This is a genomic window from Pseudomonadota bacterium, assembly GCA_018817425.1.
In the GTDB taxonomy this organism is placed as follows: Bacteria; Desulfobacterota; Desulfobacteria; order Desulfobacterales; family RPRI01; genus RPRI01.
This window is the reverse complement of the sequence record JAHITX010000079.1, coordinates 99,447-120,939: the sequence shown is the minus strand read 5'-3', so window position 1 is coordinate 120,939 and position 21,493 is coordinate 99,447. Positions and strand designations below refer to the sequence as shown.

Sequence of the window (21,493 nt, the reverse complement as noted above, 5' to 3'; positions counted from 1 at the left end):
CAATATGTTTAGGATTCTACATTGTAGAGTCCTAAATCTTTTGAAAATTATTGCTTATTAATTTAAGGAGTTTTTGAGGTTTATCTAAAATTTTGTATGGGTCTATTTTTGCGGATTTTTTTGGCAGGTTTTCATTATGATTTTTCATCAGATTCTTATATTCTTCAGAAAGAGTTTTTTTACTTCTAATATATGATAAAATTTCTCCTGCAAGAGCGTTTCTCCATCCTTTTTTGCGATTTAATATTATTGTATCTTCTTTTGAAATAGATAAGGCAGAATTATCATTATTCTTTTTACTTAAATCTGTTAAATGTTTTTTCAAGGCTTTTCTATCACTAATTATTTTTTCCCCAATCCTCAAAAGTTCAGCATCAGCAGCTACTACAGCAAATCTCTTCTTTTCATGATCTATTTTTTTTGCATTACTTCTGTTTTTAGATTCTTGTTCTTTATCTTTTAAGACCTCTATTGGTTTTTTCTTTATATAATCGAATTTATCAAAATAATCTTGTATTTTCACAAAGCCTTTGACATATTTTTTTGTCATCAAATAAAGTTCGTTTCGTTTTACATCATATGCCTCTTTGCTTAAAAATACTCCACGTAAAACATACACAATAAAAACCAAAGACAATATGAGAGTAATCTCTTCAAAAGTAATTTTCCTTTTTATTTTGGTCATGTCTTTATTAATCCATTCGATACTCAACGCAAAAATCATTTTATCATCAGGAAGTAAATCCGCATGGTTTTTTGTATAACAATCCTTTAAAGTTTGGATTGATGCGTTAAAATCAAAATCAGGCAATTCAAAGAAATCATTGGCTACACTTATTATAAATTTTTTACCTCTTCCTCTATTTATAAAAAAATTGAACTGCACATAAAGTTTTCTATATATATCAAGAAGTTTTTTCGATAATCCACTAATATCCTCAATATATTTTGAGCTTGGAAAACAATCATATGACATATAATTTACACAATCATTTTTTGTTCTTATAATATAAGCTGAATTATCATTCTCATTGCTTATTCCAAAGAGGTGCGGCCGATAAAATAATTTTAATTGACGGGCTAAATCTGCTGAAGTTATTTTAAACAACGAATAACGGATTTTTAATAAAAGTCTGTATGCATCGAATAAATTATATTCATAATTCAGTTTGCTAATACCATCAGCTAATGGTGTAAGATCTCCTACAAATGGACACCAATTAGAGTAAAAGGCTTTATTTGTTACATCTTTTATTTTTTCAAAGTGTTCATCTTCATAGGTAACTTCTGTATATCGCTCCATATCATTATATATCCGTCTACTTCTTTGAAATACCGGATAAATAATGTTTTTTCCAATCCTATCTTTCAATAAAATATCGAGTAAACATTTTGAATCAATTTCTTGCTCTTTTTTGTTCAAAGAAGTTCTTTTTCTATTATTATATAATTTTATTATTTTAGCTTTATTCTGTTGCGCTATTATTTTGTTTTCTTCCTGAACGCGCTTTTTAACCAACTCTTGAATATCTTCGGTTGAGAGTTGCATTTATTCTGCCCTTTTAAGTTTTTCTAAACTATTTTTGTGATTGGTTCTTTCAAAATTATTTTCAAGAATTACGGTTGCCCTACGCTTATGATCCGGCAATAAATGGCTGTACCTTTCCGTCAAGGCCATAGTCTGGTGTCCAAGAAGCTCTTTTACTGTTGTCAACGGCTCTCCCTGCATGCAAAGCCATGATGCAAATGTATGCCGAAGGGAATGGAAACTTACCTTTTCCCTTGGATCTGAGATACCTTCATTAAAGCCAAGTTTGTTTACAATCCGCATGAAAGCTTGAGATACTGCTTTTGCTTTATTACCGTTGCAATCCGGAAAAACAAAACCTTCCGGAGTAGATGGAATTCTCTTTTGCAAAACATCTTTTACAGCCCGCGTCATATAGGCAAAGCGGGTTCGTTTATTTTTGGGATCGGATATACGTATGACTTCTTCGGAAAAATTAAGATCAAAAGCTTTAATATTAAATATTTCTCCCGCACGCATGCCTGTATGAAGGGCCAGCAAGCTTATATCATAAAGATTGGTTAATGATTTTTCCTTTAAAAAACTTAATAGCAGGTTTGCTTCTTCATGAGTTAAAAAACGTGTTCTCTGATTTTGCAGAGAGGGCATTTTTACGCCTTGAATAGGGTTTTCTCCTTTATAGATGCCCCATATCTTGGCTTTATTATAAATCTGTCTTATTAAAATCAGGCAATGCTTAACTGTTGCAGGTGAAAGTCCATCCTTAGTAAGATCTGATTTTAAGCGCTCTAAATCAAAAGAGGAAATTTCGTTTAACCGTTTATTTTCAAAACGATCTTTCAAATGATTTGTGTATCGACTTATATCATCCCGGCCGGATCTTGCTTTATTGGTTTCCGCCCAGGATATATATTTAGCCCATACATCACGCATAGATGGAACCTTGGCTTTTTGTTTGGGTAATTCTTTACCGTGCCGGATAGAGCGAATCCTTTCAGCCCTGATATCTGAAGCAAGTTTTGCCGAATATCCTTCACTTAACCAGCCAACTTTCTCCCAAACTTTTTTCCCATCCGATTTGTAGGTAATATCAAAACAGATATCCGGCTTTCCTTTGAAAATACTTTCCTCAGATTCCCGCTCATATACTCCCTGATATTTTGTAAGTCGTCTTTTCATTTTTCGGCTCACTTTTTAAAACTTTTTGGCAATCCGTTTGCCGCTCCTTGATACCCTATAGCTACCCTAACCGATTAAAACCCATGATTTGCAGTGAAAATAAATACTACCGTGAAGACTTGTAACATCTATATTTTATATGTAGAATGATGTCAAATTATTTTTAGTGATGTAGTGTAAATTTATAGAAAAAATGGATTCCTAATCCATTGGCCGCAGGTCCGATTCCTGCCGGGGGTACCAATAAATACATGATGTTAGCGCATTTAAGCTAACATCTTTTTGGCAAGATTTTCAGGTGTGTTGTGAAAATGTTGTGACTCAAATCTAAATTTGAACAACATTCATCTCCTTTAGTTATGTTTGCAAATAAGTCTCTTGTAATTGTGCAGCCCTTTTCAAATCCTCATCATTGCCTATATTGTAACGATCAAAATATGTATGTTCTAATTTGACCATTTTCTCTTTTAAAATATTAAAAGATTGTTTACTTGAACTTACATACTCTGTATTAACGATACCGGTACTCTGGAAAATTACAAAATTTATTTATTACAAAGGAAATATAAATGACCGAGCTTAATACACTGCCTGATGAGTTGATTCTTAATATTCATTCAAAAGATAAGACGGTTCCCGAAAACCTGTCGGTCACTTTAGGCGGTCGTGAAGTTTCACAAACAGCTTTTGCGTTTACAGATGATGAATTTATACAAAAGCTTGCGCAATTGGAAAAAATGACCCACCTGCCCTTGCCCTGTGATCCCAAGGGAGCAATGGGTGCTAAAGAAAACGCTTTGGAGTCGGCTATTTACGAACAGGCTATTTTGATCGGAACCGGTTTGGCCGAAGTACTCGATGATATGGGGCGACTAACCCTTACAGAGATTATGAATAGCACCAAGATACCATTGCTTCGCATCGTTGTTGACGGCGATTGGGCAGACCGTGTTCTGGCTTTGCCATGGGAACTTCTTTATATAGACGGCCGCTTTCCGGTAAAAGAAGCTCGCCTTGATGTGGTTCGTGAAGTCAGCGTAGCTAATGCGCCTGGTCTTAAGCCACAGACTAAGCCTTTCAGAGTGCTGGTGCATATCGCCGCCCCGGAGGATGACGAGGGGCAAAGTTCGTTAATGTATGAAGAAGAAGCTTACCGCCTTGTTCTTTCCATGCAGCAAGCCGCAAAAGACGCCGTTGTTTTTTCCGATTTGGGTACTGTAAGGGATTTGGTTCGTGCTATACAGAGCATCAACCCTACCGTGGTTCATTTTACCGGACACGGCAGCCCTGGTAAGCTATTGTTTGAAAATGAAACCGGTGAAAACGTCGAGATCCCTATTTCAGATCTTTTAAAGGAGATGCGGGCCTTTGCAGTTGACGGACAGCATGGTTTGCCCCAGGTTTTTTATTTGGCGTCTTCTTACGGAGCATCCGGCATGTCCACCTTCGCAACCACCCTGCAAAAGGAGGGATGTCCGGCTGTTGTGGCCTATATGGGTCCGGCAGGAGATCAATTGTCAACCCAAGCTGAAGTTGCTTTCTATGGTGGCTTGGCAGCAGGCAAGCGGCTTACCGAATCTATGCGTAGCGCCCGTCTTTTTATGGCCGGGGTGTTGGGAGAAAAAGATCATTGTTATCGCTACCCACTGGGCTGGGCACAACTGGTGCTTTACCTGCGTGGTAACGACACTCCCATAAGCAAGGGGAAAGCCGCCGCCGATAATATTTATGTACTGGAACAAGAGCTGCATCGAAGCGAATCGCCAGTTTATTCTCTGGATATGATGCATTCCGGCATAGACGGATTTATCGGCAGGCGCAAGGATCTGGCAACGCTCAGACAAAGCCACATCAAGGGACAGCGCGTTTTTGTGCTTTATGGCCTTGGTGGTATCGGGAAAACCTCTCTTGCAGTCAAACTGATTCCAAAACTTGGTATAGAACATGATAAAATAGTAGTACTTGATGCTGCCCGTGCGAATAAAGCCGCAAATCCCGTTCAGGATCTTTGGGAGCAAATGACAGACCAGCTACAGGATGCATTTCCCGATATCCTGGTAAACATACTGGAAACGCATAAACAAAATCAAGACCCTAAAATATTGCTTGGCGAAATGATTACAGCTATTAAAGAACCCTGGCTTATATATCTGGACAATGCCGAATCGCTTCAGATAAAAACAGATTCCGAAAACAGCGATCTTGGAGCCTGGGCATCTTCCGAAATTGAAAAATGGTGGCAAATCGCAGTCTCAGGTGCTGTTTATGGCGGCCCGCTCACGCTGATAGCCACAACCCGCTATTTATTAAAAGAGCTTGAAAGAAAAGATAATTTTCAGGTAGGCTTGCTGCGCCCATCAGAAATCGAGCGTATGATGCGTTGGTTTCCATACCTGCGGCAAATTCCACATGCACATAAAAAGAAAATCATCAAATGGCTAAACGGCCATGCACGAACAATGATCTATCTTGAAGGCCTGTTTAAAGAAATTTTTGATCCCCTTACATCCGAAGATGATATTTCAGATGCAAGATGGCAAGCTGCGATTAAAGATGCCTTGCCCCAGACAGATGAAAAATCGGCCAACGAAGACCTTATGTTATCGCATATCTGGAAAAGGCTCGATGATACAGCCAGAGATCAGTTGCGGATCTTAACCACATTAAGGTGTCCCGCTCCTATGGATGCGGTAAAAACTTTCGGAAACCAAACTCAAAGGCTTGAAAGCTTGGGTCTGATCTCAAAATATTCCGGCAAATTTTACGGAATGCAGGATAGTGTGAGCTGCTTTGCAGAAAAGCTTTGCGGTTTTGCACTGCCTAAAGACCATTTATGCATCGGACTTTGGTACAAAGAAGCCTTTAAAACTGAAAAACGTTTGGTTTTTGCAGAAGAAGCAGTTTATCATCTGGTAAAGGCCGGAAAGGCCGATGTGGCAGCTCCCACGGCTGCCGATCTGGTAAGTCATTACTATACTACATCTCGTTATGCAGAATCCGGGAAAGTGCTGGATTCGGTTATTGCCCTTTCCCCTGTAAGTGATTTAGCAGAAAGTCTTCTTTCAATAAGAGGCAATCTTCATAATGCTCTTGGCCGATATGAGCTTGCCGCCGCCGATTATCAGGAAATAATTGAATCCGCCCGTAAACGTGAAACAGCAGGAATTGCCGAGGTTCAGGGGCTTCACGGTCTTGCCAACGCACTTTATAATTTGGGCCAATATGAAGAGTCCGCCGAAGCTTATAATAAATCACTAGTTATCACTAAGCAGGTTTATGGAACAGAAACACACTCTTCATACGCTGCCTCGCTTCACGGTCTTGCCGATGTTCTTGATCGTCTGGGCCGATACAAAGAAGCCGTTGAGGCTTATAATAAATCACTGGTTATCACAAAGCAGGTTTATGAAACAGAAACACGACCTGAATACGCTGTATCACTTCATGGTCTTGCCGGCGCTCTTGATCGTCTGGGCCGATACAAAGAAGCCGTTGAGGCTTATAATAAATCACTGGTTATCACAAAGCAGGTTTATGAGACAGAAGTACGACCTGAATACGTATCATTACTTAACGGTCTTGCAGGCGCTCTTTATAACCTGGGTCGATACGAAGAGGCTGTTGAGACTTATAATAAATCACTAGTTATGACAAAACAGGTTTACGGAACAGAAGTACACCCTGAATACGCCTCATCGCTTCATGGTCTTGCCAATGCTCTTGATCATATGAGCCGATATGAAGAAGCCTTTGAGGCTTATAATAAATCACTAGTTATCAAAAAGCAGATATACAAAACTGAAGTACACCCTGAATACACCTCATCGCTTTATGGTCTTGCAGTCGCTCTTGTTCACCTGGCCCGACATGAAGAAGCTGTTGAGGCTTTTAATAAATCATTAGTTATCACAAGGCAGGTTTACGGAACAGTAACACATCCTGAATATGCCTCATCGCTTGCAGGTCTTGCCAACACTCTTGTTCACCTGGGTCGGAATGAAGAGGCTGTTGAAGCTTATAACAAATCACTTAATATCAAAAAGGAGATTTACGGGAGTGACGAACATCCCAGCTCACTTCCCACCCGGACAAACCTGTCAATGACATTGGCAAAGATGGGGCAAATTGATCAGGCTTGCAGGGAAATGGATCAATCTTTATCCATTGCAAGAATTATGGGGCATCCTTTTCATACCGGCAATGTCCTGTATTTGTATGCGCAGCTGGAATCCGACCGTAACGCCCAAAAAGCCCTGGACATGGCCATAGAAGCTGAATTTTTGTTGAAACAGGTATTTGATGCTTCGCATCCCACATTACAGGGTGCGCAGGCAGTGATTGCAAAGTTGAAAGGCGGTCTTAAACATGAGCCCGAGCCTGATTCAGAGCATAAAAACCAAAAAGCGAAAGTAACGCCAGAAATGCTTAAAGACTGGACTTATGGGCTTTTATACGGCATTTCCTCTGTTTCTAAGGTGGTGTTTGTTCATCTGGCTCAGCGCATGGCATTATTAATTTCCACACAAGGGATTCTTACTCAATTAGCTGTCACGATGGGCAGGCCCGGTCTGGAGCTTGAAAACCCAACTGCGCTTGAGATGCCGGAAAACATGCCGTCTGAACAGATTAAGGACTTAAGACCCAGGCTTGCCGGATTTAAGGCATTGGTCAAGAGGGTGGCAGAAGATATTAAGGATATACTACAAGATTGCAATGAACAAAACGGACGAATTGTTTTACATGAAGATCTGTCACATCCGGTTCCGGATGAACTTCAAACCGTGTTGCTGGACGAAGCCGCAGCGATTATTTTAGCCGGTTCAGACGAATTGCTGTTGGCGGAACTTGACCTTGTTTTGAAGGGATTATCCATTCTGTTAAAAGATGTAGATGATCCGGCCGCCATTGGACTGCCAACCACTCTGCTCCGGAGATTGCCGGATCAGCGGGATAAAATCGTTAACACACTGAAACCATTTTGCTCTGAAATACAGAAGAAGCTCTTATTGGAAACGATAGAATAAAGGGTAGTAATAGAGACATGACAGTTTAGTCTATAATTTTACCTAACTGGCTCTATGGAAATATATAAAATAACAATACCAGCCGATTTTTCACACTTGAAGATAAAACATCCGACAATAAAAAACTTCATATCTTATTCCAGATCTATAAAGGAGAGCGGCCAGCCAGAATTAATCCAACTGACCGCTAAGGAGAAAAGAAGAGAATTACGAGCTTCATTTAAATATAAAGCAAATAACTTGCCAATCCGCACTTTTTATTTAATTTTAATTGTAGGTAATTATAAAAGCAATAAATAAAGATAGTTATAGTTAGATAATTATTTTGTTTTTCATTAATATATACTTTACAGATTTCATTCCATTTGCATCAAGCTCAAAATAATGACACCAGTGTCATTATTTTGATACTTTATTTATTCTTCTTTGGTCTTCTCCCTGATTTTCTTCCACCCTTACATTAAAGTAGATAAAAAGTTTTATACAATATTATAATTACATAAATGTAGTAGCAAGGCATATATAATACAATTTTGTATCATATAAATGCCCTCATAAAACCTGTATTTATCAGTAATGAACCAATATTATATAATAATATATAGCATTTAAAAGCATTTAATCGGATTTAATTTCTTGTGGCATAACTATTGTAATAAGTAGAATTAAATCTATTTCACAAAGTCCTATCATACGAAGGAGAAGAAAATGCGAAAAATAGCTATTTACGGTAAGGGCGGCATCGGCAAGTCAACTACTACTCAGAATACTGTTGCCGGGCTGGCCGAGAGCGGAAAAAAGGTAATGGTTGTAGGCTGTGATCCCAAAGGAGATTCCACAAGACTTCTTTTGGGTGGAATCGCACAGAGAACAGTTCTGGATACACTGCGGGAAGAGGGAGAAGATGTTGAACTTGATGATGTACGCAAAGCAGGTTTTAGCGGAATTCTATGCACTGAATCGGGCGGACCTGAGCCCGGGGTAGGTTGTGCCGGTCGGGGAATTATCACATCCATCAACCTGCTGGAACAGCTTGGAGCTTATGCAGAAGATGTAAAATTAGACTATGTTTTCTATGATGTACTAGGTGACGTGGTCTGCGGTGGATTCGCCATGCCCATCAGGGAAGGAAAGGCTAAGGAAATTTACATAGTAGTTTCCGGCGAGATGATGGCTATGTATGCCGCAAACAATATCTGCAAAGGAATAGTCAAGTTTGCAGAGGCCGGTGGTGTAAGGCTTGGAGGTCTGATTTGTAACAGCAGAAAAGTTGATAATGAAAAAGAAATGATTCTTGCCTTTGCCGATGCACTCGGAACCCAGATGGTTCACTTCCTGCCACGGGATAACATGGTTCAGAAGGCCGAGATAAATCGTAAAACAGTAATCGAGTTTGATAGAGAACATGCACAGGCCGAAGAGTATCGAATATTAGCAAGAAAAATTGATGAGAACAAAATGATGGTCATACCTAAAATATTGCCCATGGACGATCTTGAAAAACTTCTAATTGAATATGGAATAGCAGCTTAAATAAGAAAGGAAATAATCATGATTATGATCAGATCTATTGTAAGGCCGGAAAAAGTTGACGCTGTACTAGCTGCATTGATGGAAGCAGGCTTTCCGGGTGTCACAAAGATTTCGGTTGTCGGCCGCGGGAAGCAGCGGGGAATTAAAATCGGAGAAATTACCTATGATGAGATCCCTAAAGAAATGCTGCTTACCCTTATAAAGGAAAAGGACAAGGAGTTTGCCATTAAAACAATATTAAAAGCGGCACGTAGCGGAGATAAGGGCGCTTATGGTGATGGAAAGATATTTATTGTGCCTGTAGAGGAAGTTTATACCATCAGTTCAGGCATAAAAGAGGATGCCGGAGGTAATATTGAAGAGGTGAAAATATGAAGGAAATATTGGCTATTATCCGAATGAACATGATGAACCAGACAAAAATCACCCTTTCCGAAGCGGGTATTTCCTCAATAACTGCGGGAAGCGTCCTTGGACGGGGTAAAGGTTTGATAGATCTTCAACTGCTCAAAGGAGCAGAAAAAGGTTATGAAGAGGCCGTTTCACTTTTAGGGCAGAGCAACAGGCTTATACCAAAACGTATCTTAATTATCACTGTTCCTAATAAACTTGTGAAAAAAACCGTAAAAACGATAATGAAAGTCAACAAAACAGGAAAACAGGGAGACGGAATTATTTGTGTAATGCCATGCCTTGATGCGGTGCGCGTAAGAACAGGTGAAAGCGGTGATGATGTTTTAGATGATATTTGAGATGACATGTGAATTGAAGAACCAACAAGTATTGTAAAAGAGGAGATGCTTAAAATGGCGTTACCTGAAGAAAATATAAAATTTGAGATTGATGGATATACTCCTGAAGAAATCAAAGAAGAAATATTACTACAGTATCCACCCAAAGTTGCCAGAAAAAGAGCAAAGCAGATCATAATCAATAAGTTTGATAGCGACGGTAAAGTGGCGGATATCAGCCCAAACGTTCGGACGGTTCCGGGATTAATCGGTCAGCGGGGATGCTGTTATGCCGGTTGCAAGGGTGTGGTTTTGGGGCCAACAAGAGATATTATAAACATTACCCACGGCCCGATTGGATGCGGATTCTATAGCTGGTTGACACGAAGGAACCAGACTGATCCGAGCACCACACCGGATAATCATAATTTTATGACTTACTGCTTTTCTACCGACATGCAGGATGAACAGATCATATTCGGAGGAGAAAAAAAACTCGCCCTGGCCATACAGGAAGCATATGACAATTTCCATCCGAAGGCTATAGCGGTTTTCTCTACCTGCCCGGTGGGTTTAATAGGAGACGATATTCATACTGTTTGCCGTGAAATGAAGGAAAAACTTGGAATTAATGTCTTTGGTTTCAGTTGTGAAGGTTACAAGGGAGTGAGTCAGTCAGCAGGCCATCACATTGCAAATAACGGTATCTTTACCCATGTGGTTGGTACTGATGATACTGAGCGGGACGGCAAATATAAAATTAATCTGCTGGGAGAATATAATATCGGTGGAGACGCATTTGAAATAGAGCGGATCTTTGACAAATGTGGAATTACCTTAATTTCAACTTTCAGCGGTAATTCCAGTATTGATAAATTCGCCAATGCTCATGTTGCTGATCTGAATCTTATAATGTGTCACAGATCCATCAATTATGTCGCTGAAATGATGGAAACAAAATACGGCCTGCCCTGGATCAAGATTAACTTTATCGGAGCAAATGCCACGGCAAAATCATTAAGAAAAATTGCTCAGTATTTTGGCGATGAAGAACTGATTGCAAAGGTTGAAGAAGTTATTGCCGAAGAAATGCCAGCGGTAAAAAAGGCAATAGAAGAATTCAGACCCCGAACTGAAGGGAAAAAGGCGATGCTGTTTGTAGGAGGCTCAAGGGCTCATCACTACCAGGAACTCTTTGCCGAACTTGGCATGAAAACACTCTCGGCAGGCTATGAATTTGCTCATAGAGATGACTATGAAGGCAGGAGAGTGCTTCCCGACATTAAAGTTGATGCCGACAGCAGAAACATCGAAGAACTTGATGTCAAGCCTGACCCTGAAAAATTTAATCCGAGAAAAAATGAATCCGAGATTGCAAAGCTTGAGGAGTCCGGGCTGAAACTGTCTGACTACGATGGCATGATGCCGGATATGGATAGTGGCGCTATGATTATAGACGACATAAGTCAGCGCGAATCCGACCTGCTTATAGAGTCTTTCAAACCGGACATCTATTGTGCCGGCATTAAGGAGAAGTATACGGTACAGAAAAACGGAATTCCAATGAAACAGCTCCACAGTTATGACTACGGTGGACCATACGCCGGATTTAGTGGTGCTATAAACTTTTACAGAGAAATTGACCGTATGGTCAACAGCAAAATATGGAGATATCTGAAAGCTCCATGGCAGTCTCACCCGGAACTGGCTGCGGCTTATGCATCCGATTAAGTAAACATTCGGGTTCACAGTTTTATGGTTCACGGTTCCATGGTTCACGGTTTAAGATTTAAGTGCGATCAAAATCGGACGTTTTGAAGATGTTGAGGCTTGGCAACCGGCATGTACATTGACTCAAAAAGCGTACCGTATGACAAAGAAGCCGGGGTTTGCGTATGAAGGGCTCAAAGCAACCAACCGTGAACTGTGAACCTAACAACCTGAGTAGTTATCTGATTAATTGCTTGTTTTGATTATCGAAACCATCAGCCTGAAAATTAAATATAATATGAGGACATAAGATATGCTTCTAAGACATACAACTGATGAAATAAAAGAACGAAAGGCGTTGTCAGTGAATCCGGCAAAGACATGTCAGCCTATAGGAGCCATGTATGCTTCACTCGGGATTCACGGATGTTTACCACACAGTCATGGTTCTCAGGGATGCTATGCTTATCACCGCAGTACGCTTACGCGTCATTACAAGGAACCGGTTATAGCCGCGACCAGCGCATTTACAGAGGGAGCCTCTGTTTTCGGTGGTCAGGCAAACCTGCTCCAGTCCATTGACAACATTTTTACGGTTTATAATCCTGCTGTGATTGCCGTTCATACGACATGTCTTTCAGAAACTATCGGAGACGACTTGCCCCAGATAATTAATAAAGCAAGATCCGATGGGAAAATTCCTGAGGGAAAATATGTTATTCACACAAACACCCCGAGTTATGTGGGATCGCATGTTACAGGATTTTCGAATATGACCCGTGCAATGGTAGATTATTTTGCCGAATACACAGGATCAAAAAATAAAATTGTTAATATTATACCCGGATTTGTGGAACCCTCGGATATGGAAGAGATGAAAAGACTTGCAGCCGAAATGGGGATAAAGACAATAATGTTTCCCGATACATCAAAGGTGTTAAACGGCCCAATGACAGGAAAGTATAAGATGTTTCCTGAAGGGGGAGTTACAATTGAAGAGCTTAAAATGGCGGGAAGCAGCATAGGAACCATAGCACTGGGGCCACATGCCTCAGGAGCGGCGGCAAAAGCGCTTGATGTGAAATGCAAGGTCAGATGCGAAATACTTGATTTGCCGATCGGCTTGCATGCAACGGATACATTCATAGATCACCTCAGATGCATGGCTAATGTCAATGTACCGGATTCCATTAACTTTGAAAGAGGTCAGATGTTAGATATTATAGCTGATATGCACCAGTATTTTTACGGCAAGAGGGTTGGCCTTGTGGGAGACCCGGACCAGATTATGGCGCTGGCAAAATTTCTGGTATCCATTGATATGCATCCTGTTTACATGGTTACAGGCAGTCCGGCAGGAAAGAAGTTTGAAAAGGAGTTAAGGGAGATAACAGCAGAAGTTCCGGGTGAAGTAAAAATCAAAGTGCCCGGAGATATGTATCTCTTTCACCAGTGGATTAAAAATGAGCCGGTAGATCTGCTCATTGGAAACACTTATGTAAAATATATTGCACGGGATGAAGACATACCTTTTATAAGGCATGGTTTTCCAATCATGGATCGGATAGGGCATAGTTACTTTCCTACAGTGGGTTACAAAGGAGGTATACGGCTGCTGGAAAAAATATTAAACGCGCTTTTGGATAGAAAAGATAGAGATGCTACCGATATCGATTTTGAACTTGTAATGTAAGATCTGAATTTGAAAGTCTAAATAAGGGAGTTATTAAAATGGATAAACCTGATTATCATATATTTGTGTGTTGCAGTTTTAGAGGTATTGAAGCGAAAGGCAAATGCCTGCGTAAAGAGTCCCCCAATCTTATTCCCTATTTGCAGGAGGAATTGGTGGACCGGGGTTTAAATGCAATGGTATCCAGTTCGGGTTGTCTGAACCGATGTGACGATGGTCCGGCCATGGTCATATATCCTCAAGGAATATGGTACGGGAATATTAACGGGGAAGCTGAAGTTGATGAAATACTGGATGCCCTTGAAGAGGGAGTAGCAGCGGAAAAATACCTGATTACATAATGGTATTATGATGTCATGAGGTGAATAAAATGGAAACATCGACAGCTGTAATTTTTGAAGAAAGAGAAAATCAGATCCACCGCAAAGGTGAATCACCATTTAATATCGATTGTAACCGCGACAGCCTGGCCGGAGCGATAAGCCAGAGAGCGTGTGTTTTTTGCGGCTCCAGAGTGGTATTGTATCCGATTGCAGATGCTCTGCATCTGGTACATGGCCCTATAGGCTGCGCAGTCTATACCTGGGATATCAGGGGGGCGCTATCATCAGGTCCCGAACTCCACCGGCTTAGTTTTAGTACCGACCTGCAGGAAAAAGATGTTATTTTCGGCGGAGAAAAAAAACTTTATAGAGCATTAAATGATCTTATCGATCTTCATGGACCTAAGGCGGCATTTGTCTATTCAACCTGTATAGTCGGAATTATTGGTGATGATCTGGAAGCAGTCTGCCGCAAGGTCAGTGCAGAAAAGGGAATTCCGGTTATTCCGGTTCAGTCGGAAGGCTTCAAGGGTAATAAACGTGAAGGCTATAACGCTGCGTGCAGGGCCCTTTTCAGGCTGGTGGGAACAGGCGAAACTAATGATATATCTCCATACAGCCTTAATATCCTTGGTGACTTTAATCTTGCCGGCGAAATATGGTTAATCAGAGATTATTTCAAACGTATGGGTGTTGAGGTTGTCGCCAATATCACCGGGGACGGGCGGGTTGAAGATATAAAAAGAGCCCATGGTGCAAAATTAAATGTTGTTCAGTGTTCCGGGTCTACCATGGATCTGGCAAATATGATGGAAGAAACCTACGGTATTCCTTCTATAAGAGTTTCATATTTCGGTGTGGAAGATATGGCCCAGGCTCTTTATGATGTCGCAAATTATTTTGGTGATAGCCAAATGATAGAAAAAACCAGGGAACTGGTTAAAGACGAACTTGCGGTTCTTTACCCTGAATTAAAAAAATATAAAAAAGCGCTTGAAGGAAAAAAAGCAGCCATATATGTCGGCGGGGCATTCAAGGCTTTTTCTCTGGTTAAGGCATTAAGACATCTTGGAATGAAAGTAGTAATGGTAGGGTCTCAGACCGGCACCAAAGAAGACTACGAAGAACTTGAAGAGATTACTGATCCGGGCACAATAATAGTTGATGATTCCAATCCGCTGGAGCTTTCACAGTTTGTCAAGGAAAAGGGAGTGGATATTTTTATAGGAGGAGTAAAAGAACGCCCGGTTGCATTCAAGCTTGGTGTGGGATTTTGCGATCATAATCACGAGAGAAAAATCGGGTTGGAAGGATTTGAAGGCATGCTCAATTTTGCCAAAGAAGTTTATAACACTGTTATGAGCCCGGTATGGCGTTTTGTCCCCCGCAATACTACAGGAGATGTGAAAAATGTCTGATAACTATACGTCAACAACAAACGCATGTAAACTATGCAAACCTATCGGGGCATGCCTTGCTTTTAAGGGTGTTGAAGGGGCTGTGCCGTTTCTGCACGGATCACAGGGATGCGCAACATATATGCGCCGCTATATTATAAGTCATTTCAGGGAACCAATGGATATAGCGTCTTCTTCGCTGGGAGAAAAAAATGCTATATTCGGTGGAGGCCCGAATTTAAAGCAGGGGATCAAAAATGTAACCACAAAGTATGGGGCAAAGATGATCGGTATCGCCACGACCTGCTTAACTGAAACAATCGGCGATGATGTTCCTTCCATTATTAAAAATTTTCGTGAAGAAGAAAAATCTATTTTTGAATCCGGTGACTCTCCGCTTCTGGTGAATGTTTCCACACCAAGCTATGGCGGTACGCATATGGAAGGTTTTCATGATGCCGTTAAGGCGCTTGTTGATCAGATTGCAACTAAAGAAGGCAAAGATGAATCCGTTAACCTGCTGCCGGGGTTTATTTCACCAGCCGACATACGTTATCTAAAAGAGGTTTTTTCTGATTTTAATATCAAAGGAGTAATACTGCCTGATATTTCGGAATCTTTAGATGGTACGGCTCTTCTTGATTATCAGAAGATTTCTGAAGGTGGAACTCCACTGTCTAAAATAAAAAGCATGGGAAAGGCCCGTGCAACTATTGAATTCGGGCGTACAATTTTTGGAAATACCACCGCAGGAAAACTCTTAAATACCCGTTTTGGTGTTAAAAACTATTCTCTTGGGATGCCGGTTGGGCTTAGGGAGAGTGATGAATTTTTCTCGGTTATAGAAGACATATCAGGATGCAAAACACCCGAAAAGCATGTACTGGAACGTGGCAGACTTATAGATTCATATGTGGATGCTCATAAATATATTTTCGGATGCAAGGCTGTTGTTTATGGAGAAGAAGATCTGGTTGTTGGTCTTACTTCGTTTTTGGCAGAAATAGGAATTCAGCCGGTTCTTTGTGCATCAGGTGGAAAGAGCAGAAAAATGGAAAAAGAGATTACTGCGGTAACTAAAGGGATTATCGATGCGCCGCTTGTAAAAGAGGGCGTTGATTTTTATGACATCGGAGAAGATGTAGCAACATTAAAACCTGATCTTCTTATCGGACACAGCAAGGGTTACGCTCTGGCAAAAAAGTATGGGATTCCTTTGATGAGGGTAGGTTTTCCGATCCATGATCGTATAGGCGGACAGCGTGTTCTTCACCTGGGCTATCGCGGGGCGCAGGCCCTGCTTGATAACCTTGTAAATTTAGTAATCGAAAAGAAGCAGAATGATTCACCTGTTGGATACTCTTATATGTAAGTAATTGACGATAAAGGAGCAGCTAATGAACCTGGACGCACACCCCTGTTTTAATAAAGATGTAAAAAATAAATTCGGACGGGTACACCTTCCCGTGGCACCAAAATGTAATATCAAATGTAACTACTGCAACCGGAAATATGATTGTCTGAACGAAAGCAGGCCCGGAGTTACCAGTGCTGTTCTTTCACCAAAACAGGCTGTCGATTATCTTGAAAAGGTTCTTATAAAAGAACCACGTATAACAGTAGCCGGTATTGCCGGACCGGGTGATCCTTTTGCCAATCCGGAGGAAACAATGGAAACCTTAAGACTCATTAACAAAAAGTTTCCTGATATTATCCTCTGTCTTGCAACTAATGGAATGGGCCTTTTGCCTTATATAGAAGAACTTAGCGGGCTCAACCTGACCCATATTACTATTACGGTTAACGCCCTCGATCCGGCTATAGGTGGTAAGATATATTCCTGGGCAAGGGATGGAAAAGTGCTGTATAGAAAAGAAAATGCGGCAGCAAAGCTTATTGAACGCCAGCTTGAGTCAATTAAAAAGTTAAAGGAAAAAAATATAACGGTTAAGATTAACTCAATAATTGTTCCGGGCATAAATGATGATCACATTATAGAAATCGCAAAGGAAATGGGGCATTTAAAAGTCGATATCATGAATGCTATTGCCATGTTTCCAAGCCCTGGTTCTGAATTTGAAAAAATGGAAGAGCCGAATAACGAAATTGTATCAAGGATCAGAGACGATGCCGGGAAATACGTTTCACAGATGAAGCATTGTACCCGCTGCCGTGCTGATGCTGTTGGGCTTTTGGGCGAAGATCGTATTACTGAGTTTCAGGGGTGCCTTTCCGAATGCAGCGCAATTAAAGAAAAGGATAATAAAAATAAACCTTATGTAGCAGTGGCTTCGATGGAAGGGACTCTTGTCAATATGCACCTGGGAGAAGCAGATCGTTTTATGATTTATGGGAAAGGTATTGATGGGTATAAGCTTGTGGATATCAGGTATGCGCCGAAACCGGGAGGAGGAGACGACAGGTGGAATCAATTGAAGGATACTATAAAAGACTGTCGCGCCATCCTTACCAGTGCTCTTGGAGACCGGCCAAAACAGATTCTTGAAGTTGCCGGAATACTGCCTGTTGAAATGGAGGGCTTCGTCGACGAAGGGCTGGAGGCTGTTTTTGAAGGCAGTGATCTTGGCAGGTTTAAAAGCCGTAAATTCAACCCTTCCGGTTGTGGTGGGACGGGGTTGGGGTGCGGATAAATAATATGGTAAGCCAATTTCAAAACGTCCCGTTTTGGATTGTCGCTGTATTGGGCGAAAATTTTAACCCTTGATATCCCCCATCTTCTCTTGCGGTTAAAATTTTCGCCCGTCTTAAGCATGACCAAACTAAACGTTTTGAAACCGGCTCTAAAGACTTATTTGGAGGAAAATATAATGGACAAAACTCGTATTGCAGTTGTTTCAACCAACGCAATTTGTGTGGATGAGCATTTTGGAAAAGCCAAACGTTTCTTAATATATGATTTAAAAGACAATATGGAATTTATTGAAGAAAGGAATACGGAAACTCTTTCAGTAAATGATCCGAAACATGAATTTGATCCGGATAAATTTAATCTTATTTCATCTGTAATAGCTGACTGCAACAAGATCTATATGACAAGAATTGGAGAAGTACCCGCAGCAAAATTGAGGAAACAGGGAATCGAACCTGTTATCTTCGATGGAGAAATTAAAGAAATCCCCCACCAATAACAATTTCCTCCTCTTTGTGTTATTGGCTTAACTCGTATGGATCACCAAAGATTTTGTGATCCATACGAGGATTCAAGGATTTGAGCTAAATGCCAAGAAATTATAAAGAATTAATAGTTTGGCAAAATTCTTATCAATTATCTCAGGATATCGATAGGGCAACAGACACATTCCCCGAACATGAAGGGTTTATCTTAGCAACTCAAATGAAAAAGGCCGCCGTATCCATTCCGAAATATATTGCCAGAGGATACCGAAAAAAAACAACCCTGGAATATATAAAATTATTATATGTTGCTTATCGCTCAACATATGAATTGGAAATGCAAATAATACTGTCTGGGGATCTTGGTTATATTAACAAGGAGCAGTTATCAGTACTTCATGGTAATATTTCTGAGCTTGAAATAATGTTAAGATTCATGATAAAAACTTTAGAAAATAAACAGTAAATCTATGAGCACTCGAATTAAAGCCCCCTTTCTCCTTATTAATTGAAAGAAGAAAAAAGCATTACGCAGTAATCGATCCAAAGGTGGCGTTATGCAAAGTGTCTCGTTATATGGAGGATTAATTGTTATCATCCCTTATTATTCGTGATGCAAAGCAGGAAGATATCAATAAGCTTTTGGAGCTTTTAGAACTTTTGTTTTCAATCGAAAAAGATTTTAAATTTGATATTAAACGCCAGAGCCGCGGTCTTGAGATGATGCTTGATGGTTGCGGTAAACACCGTTGCGTCAAAGTAGCTGATATAGATGGAGAAGTCGTTGGGATGGTGACAGCTCAAACCCTGATATCTACAGCGGAAGGTGGTATATCCGTTGTTGTCGAAGACATGGTTGTAAGTCAGGACTGTCAGGGCAGGAGAGTTGGAGAAAGATTGCTTGAAGACATCACACAATGGGCAAAAAAACGTAATGCGGTCAGGCTTTCGCTTCTTGCCGATAAAGACAATATTTCCGCTATAAAGTTTTACAATCATATCGGTTGGAATAAAACCAATCTCATTAGCCTGCATAAACAAATCCAGCAGATAGCTATAATCTAACTGTAAAGAGGTCAGTTTGTGTGTCAGTTTGGGGACGCCCTTTACATTTATAGTTGACAACCTTAATTATTTGTATTAAATAGATGGCATGCCAAGAAAAGCAAGAGTAGATGCACCGGGAGCCCTTCATCATATCATTGTACGGGGAATCGAGCGGGCCAAAATATTCAGGATTGATTCCGATCGTGATGATTTTCTAAACCGGTTTGGAAAGCTTATAGCCGAAACCAAAAGCCGTTGTTTCGCATGATCCTTATTCAGACCACAGCAACATCATGGGTAAGATTTCCCGGCAATGGCAGGATATAACTGATGTTTTAGAACTTTTCGGAAACAAAGCAGGGCCAGCCTGCAGGCGTTATAAGGCATTTGTTGAAAAAGGCATTTAGCGGAAGGCAAGCGTCCCGATTTGATCGGGGGAGGATTGATAAGAAGCAGCTAAGGCTGTGAAGCAGTAAAAGCCATGCGTAAGGCAAAGTTATTCGGGAAATCAGATGAACGCATACTTGGCAATGGAGATTTTGTTGAGACAGTACTTGCTGAATCAAATGAGCAGATGAAAAGAAAATAATTAATAAGACTGGTTATTGTATCATTGAATAATAAAAACTATAAAACTAAAGGGCGTCCCCAAATATCTGTGCTTTTGATCAATCCTCCTGTCGTAAGACCTTGCGAACCACCTGCAGGGATTGCGAAGCTTTTGGGGATGCTGGAAAAGCATAATGTTCGTTGCCGGGTATTGGATGCCAATCTCGAAGGCCTGATGAATCTTCTGCAAAGTCCCGTCAAGGCCAACGACACTTGGACCAGGCGGGCATCACGACATCTGGATTTTAATATTTCCGCGTTTCTTCATACTGATCTCTACAAAGATATAGACCGCTACACGCGGGCAGTAAACGATATAGATCGCATTCTCTACCAGGTTGCACTCTCTCATGGCGTCCATCTGGGTCTTGCAAATTATCAGGATATTGCCCTCTCACCTCTTAGAAGTTTCGATCTCATACGGGCATCGGAGCAACCGGAAACGAGTCCCTTTTACTTTTATTTTATGGAGCGACTGTCGAATATCTTCGAAGATGAAGAGCCTTTTCTTGTTGGAATCTCATTGAACTATCTAAGTCAGGCCATACCGGCATTTTCCATGATCGGTATCATAAGAAAGCTCTGCCCGGACGCAAGACTGGTTCTTGGCGGAGGCCTTGTAACATCATGGCTTAGCAACCCCGGCTGGAACAATCCATTTGATGGTCTTGTTGATGATATGGTGGCAGGGCCGGGCGAAAAGCCCCTCCTTGACATTCTCAAATTGTCTCCTTTAGATGCTCATGCATCACCGGATTACAGTCCATTTCATGAAAATTCTTACCTGTCTCCGGGCTTTGTTCTCCCTTACAGCGCGTCAAACGGCTGCTACTGGAGTAGATGCACATTCTGTCCGGAAAAGGCTGAGGGCGGTTCCTATTCTCCCCTTCCGGTGAATGAATCGATATCTGACATTGAAAAGCTCATCGACGGCAAAAAACTCTGCCTTATACATTTTCTCGATAATGCGATGAGTCCGGCGCTCCTTAAAGCAATAGCCGACAAACCCTTCGGTATCCCCTGGTACGGATTTGTACGCATAACCCGTCAGCTTACAGACCCTGACTTTTGCAGAAGCCTGAAACGTTCCGGGTGCGTTATGCTTAAGATAGGCCTTGAATCGGGGGACCAGGGTGTTCTCGACGCACTTGATAAGGGCATTAATCTGAAAGAGGCATCCATAGCATTGAAAAATCTCAGAGATGCCGGTATAGGCACCTATATATATCTGCTCTTCGGGACACCGTCCGAAACGTACAGAGAGGCAAAAAGCACCCTCGATTATGTTTTAAAACATCAAGAATATATCGGCTATCTTAACCTTGCAATATTCAATATGCCCGCCTATGGTCCGGATGCGGCAGGCATGGATACTAAGGATTTTTATTCAGGTGATCTGACCCTCTACAGTCAATTCAGGCATCCCGGAGGTTGGGAAAGAAAGGATGTCAGAAAGTTTCTGGATCGCGAGTTCAGAAGAAATCCCGTGATCCAGGCAATCTTGCGCAGAGATCCTCCCGTGTTCACATCGAACCATGCCCCGTTCTTTCTCATGTCCAAAGGTGGATAAAGGGTTTTTCCTTG

17 protein-coding genes and 1 tRNA gene are annotated in these 21,493 nt (G+C 41.1%); 16 read left to right on the top strand and 2 right to left on the bottom strand.

All coding sequences use genetic code 11. From position 1 onward, the window contains the following. Window positions 1-31: 31 nt before the first annotated feature. Together KKC46_13620 and KKC46_13615 are read right to left on the bottom strand one after the other, a co-directional pair. Window positions 32-1,549, bottom strand: coding sequence for a hypothetical protein (locus KKC46_13620; protein ID MBU1054846.1), 1,518 nt, complete (start codon window positions 1,547-1,549; stop codon window positions 32-34). After that, complete coding sequence (locus tag KKC46_13615; GenBank protein ID MBU1054845.1) at window positions 1,550-2,707, bottom strand: site-specific integrase; 1,158 nt, start codon at window positions 2,705-2,707, stop codon at window positions 1,550-1,552. It lies immediately after the preceding gene. 171 nt (window positions 2,708-2,878) lie between these two features. On the opposite strand from KKC46_13615, the gene KKC46_13610 reads away from it, so the two are divergent. The 16 genes from KKC46_13610 (at window position 2,879) to KKC46_13535 (ending at window position 21,479) form a co-directional block, all read left to right on the top strand. Beyond that, window positions 2,879-2,950, top strand: a tRNA-Arg gene (locus tag KKC46_13610). Window positions 2,951-3,276: 326 nt separating this feature from the next. Further along, a complete protein-coding gene (locus tag KKC46_13605; protein ID MBU1054844.1) occupies window positions 3,277-7,731 on the top strand; it encodes a tetratricopeptide repeat protein in 4,455 nt (1,484 codons plus the stop codon). Between the two features lie 708 nt (window positions 7,732-8,439). After that, on the top strand, window positions 8,440-9,264 hold the full coding sequence (gene nifH, locus KKC46_13600) for a nitrogenase iron protein (protein ID MBU1054843.1): 825 nt from the start codon (window positions 8,440-8,442) through the stop codon (window positions 9,262-9,264). 18 nt (window positions 9,265-9,282) lie between these two features. Continuing rightward, window positions 9,283-9,639: a P-II family nitrogen regulator gene (locus tag KKC46_13595; GenBank protein ID MBU1054842.1), complete on the top strand. Its 357-nt coding sequence runs from the start codon at window positions 9,283-9,285 to the stop codon at window positions 9,637-9,639. Continuing rightward, on the top strand, window positions 9,636-10,016 hold the full coding sequence (locus KKC46_13590; protein ID MBU1054841.1) for a P-II family nitrogen regulator: 381 nt from the start codon (window positions 9,636-9,638) through the stop codon (window positions 10,014-10,016). The genes KKC46_13595 and KKC46_13590 overlap by 4 nt, the downstream gene beginning before the upstream one ends. Before the next feature lie 54 nt (window positions 10,017-10,070). Beyond that, on the top strand, window positions 10,071-11,726 hold the full coding sequence (nifD, locus tag KKC46_13585; protein ID MBU1054840.1) for a nitrogenase molybdenum-iron protein alpha chain: 1,656 nt from the start codon (window positions 10,071-10,073) through the stop codon (window positions 11,724-11,726). 292 nt (window positions 11,727-12,018) lie between these two features. Then, entirely contained in the window at window positions 12,019-13,398 is a 1,380-nt protein-coding gene (gene nifK, locus KKC46_13580) for a nitrogenase molybdenum-iron protein subunit beta (GenBank protein ID MBU1054839.1), read from the top strand. A gap of 38 nt (window positions 13,399-13,436) precedes the next feature. Then, window positions 13,437-13,739 (top strand): (2Fe-2S) ferredoxin domain-containing protein, encoded by a 303-nt coding sequence (locus KKC46_13575; protein ID MBU1054838.1) that lies wholly within the window; start codon window positions 13,437-13,439, stop codon window positions 13,737-13,739. A gap of 29 nt (window positions 13,740-13,768) precedes the next feature. Beyond that, window positions 13,769-15,139 (top strand): nitrogenase iron-molybdenum cofactor biosynthesis protein NifE, encoded by a 1,371-nt coding sequence (nifE, locus tag KKC46_13570; GenBank protein MBU1054837.1) that lies wholly within the window; start codon window positions 13,769-13,771, stop codon window positions 15,137-15,139. After that, a complete protein-coding gene (locus KKC46_13565; GenBank protein ID MBU1054836.1) occupies window positions 15,132-16,490 on the top strand; it encodes a nitrogenase in 1,359 nt (452 codons plus the stop codon). The genes nifE and KKC46_13565 overlap by 8 nt, the downstream gene beginning before the upstream one ends. A 25-nt stretch (window positions 16,491-16,515) precedes the next feature. Next, window positions 16,516-17,769 carry a radical SAM protein gene (locus tag KKC46_13560; GenBank protein MBU1054835.1) on the top strand — a complete coding sequence of 418 codons (1,254 nt, stop codon included), beginning with the start codon at window positions 16,516-16,518 and terminating at the stop codon, window positions 17,767-17,769. A 177-nt stretch (window positions 17,770-17,946) separates the two neighbouring features. Next, window positions 17,947-18,267 (top strand): hypothetical protein, encoded by a 321-nt coding sequence (locus KKC46_13555; protein ID MBU1054834.1) that lies wholly within the window; start codon window positions 17,947-17,949, stop codon window positions 18,265-18,267. An 89-nt stretch (window positions 18,268-18,356) separates the two neighbouring features. Then, window positions 18,357-18,719: a four helix bundle protein gene (locus KKC46_13550; protein ID MBU1054833.1), complete on the top strand. Its 363-nt coding sequence runs from the start codon at window positions 18,357-18,359 to the stop codon at window positions 18,717-18,719. 122 nt (window positions 18,720-18,841) lie between these two features. Next, window positions 18,842-19,318 carry a GNAT family N-acetyltransferase gene (locus KKC46_13545; GenBank protein ID MBU1054832.1) on the top strand — a complete coding sequence of 159 codons (477 nt, stop codon included), beginning with the start codon at window positions 18,842-18,844 and terminating at the stop codon, window positions 19,316-19,318. A gap of 88 nt (window positions 19,319-19,406) precedes the next feature. After that, on the top strand, window positions 19,407-19,568 hold the full coding sequence (locus KKC46_13540; protein MBU1054831.1) for a hypothetical protein: 162 nt from the start codon (window positions 19,407-19,409) through the stop codon (window positions 19,566-19,568). Between the two features lie 390 nt (window positions 19,569-19,958). Continuing rightward, a complete protein-coding gene (locus tag KKC46_13535; protein ID MBU1054830.1) occupies window positions 19,959-21,479 on the top strand; it encodes a radical SAM protein in 1,521 nt (506 codons plus the stop codon). Window positions 21,480-21,493 lie beyond the last annotated feature (14 nt).

Coding starts and splice junctions, on each gene's coding strand:
- KKC46_13620 (MBU1054846.1), bottom strand. CDS start 1,549: ATGCAACTCTCAACCGAAGATATTCAAGAGTTGGTTAAAAAGCGCGTT.
- KKC46_13615 (MBU1054845.1), bottom strand. CDS start 2,707: ATGAAAAGACGACTTACAAAATATCAGGGAGTATATGAGCGGGAATCT.
- KKC46_13605 (MBU1054844.1), top strand. CDS start 3,277: ATGACCGAGCTTAATACACTGCCTGATGAGTTGATTCTTAATATTCAT.
- nifH (MBU1054843.1), top strand. CDS start 8,440: ATGCGAAAAATAGCTATTTACGGTAAGGGCGGCATCGGCAAGTCAACT.
- KKC46_13595 (MBU1054842.1), top strand. CDS start 9,283: ATGATTATGATCAGATCTATTGTAAGGCCGGAAAAAGTTGACGCTGTA.
- KKC46_13590 (MBU1054841.1), top strand. CDS start 9,636: ATGAAGGAAATATTGGCTATTATCCGAATGAACATGATGAACCAGACA.
- nifD (MBU1054840.1), top strand. CDS start 10,071: ATGGCGTTACCTGAAGAAAATATAAAATTTGAGATTGATGGATATACT.
- nifK (MBU1054839.1), top strand. CDS start 12,019: ATGCTTCTAAGACATACAACTGATGAAATAAAAGAACGAAAGGCGTTG.
- KKC46_13575 (MBU1054838.1), top strand. CDS start 13,437: ATGGATAAACCTGATTATCATATATTTGTGTGTTGCAGTTTTAGAGGT.
- nifE (MBU1054837.1), top strand. CDS start 13,769: ATGGAAACATCGACAGCTGTAATTTTTGAAGAAAGAGAAAATCAGATC.
- KKC46_13565 (MBU1054836.1), top strand. CDS start 15,132: ATGTCTGATAACTATACGTCAACAACAAACGCATGTAAACTATGCAAA.
- KKC46_13560 (MBU1054835.1), top strand. CDS start 16,516: ATGAACCTGGACGCACACCCCTGTTTTAATAAAGATGTAAAAAATAAA.
- KKC46_13555 (MBU1054834.1), top strand. CDS start 17,947: ATGGACAAAACTCGTATTGCAGTTGTTTCAACCAACGCAATTTGTGTG.
- KKC46_13550 (MBU1054833.1), top strand. CDS start 18,357: ATGCCAAGAAATTATAAAGAATTAATAGTTTGGCAAAATTCTTATCAA.
- KKC46_13540 (MBU1054831.1), top strand. CDS start 19,407: ATGCCAAGAAAAGCAAGAGTAGATGCACCGGGAGCCCTTCATCATATC.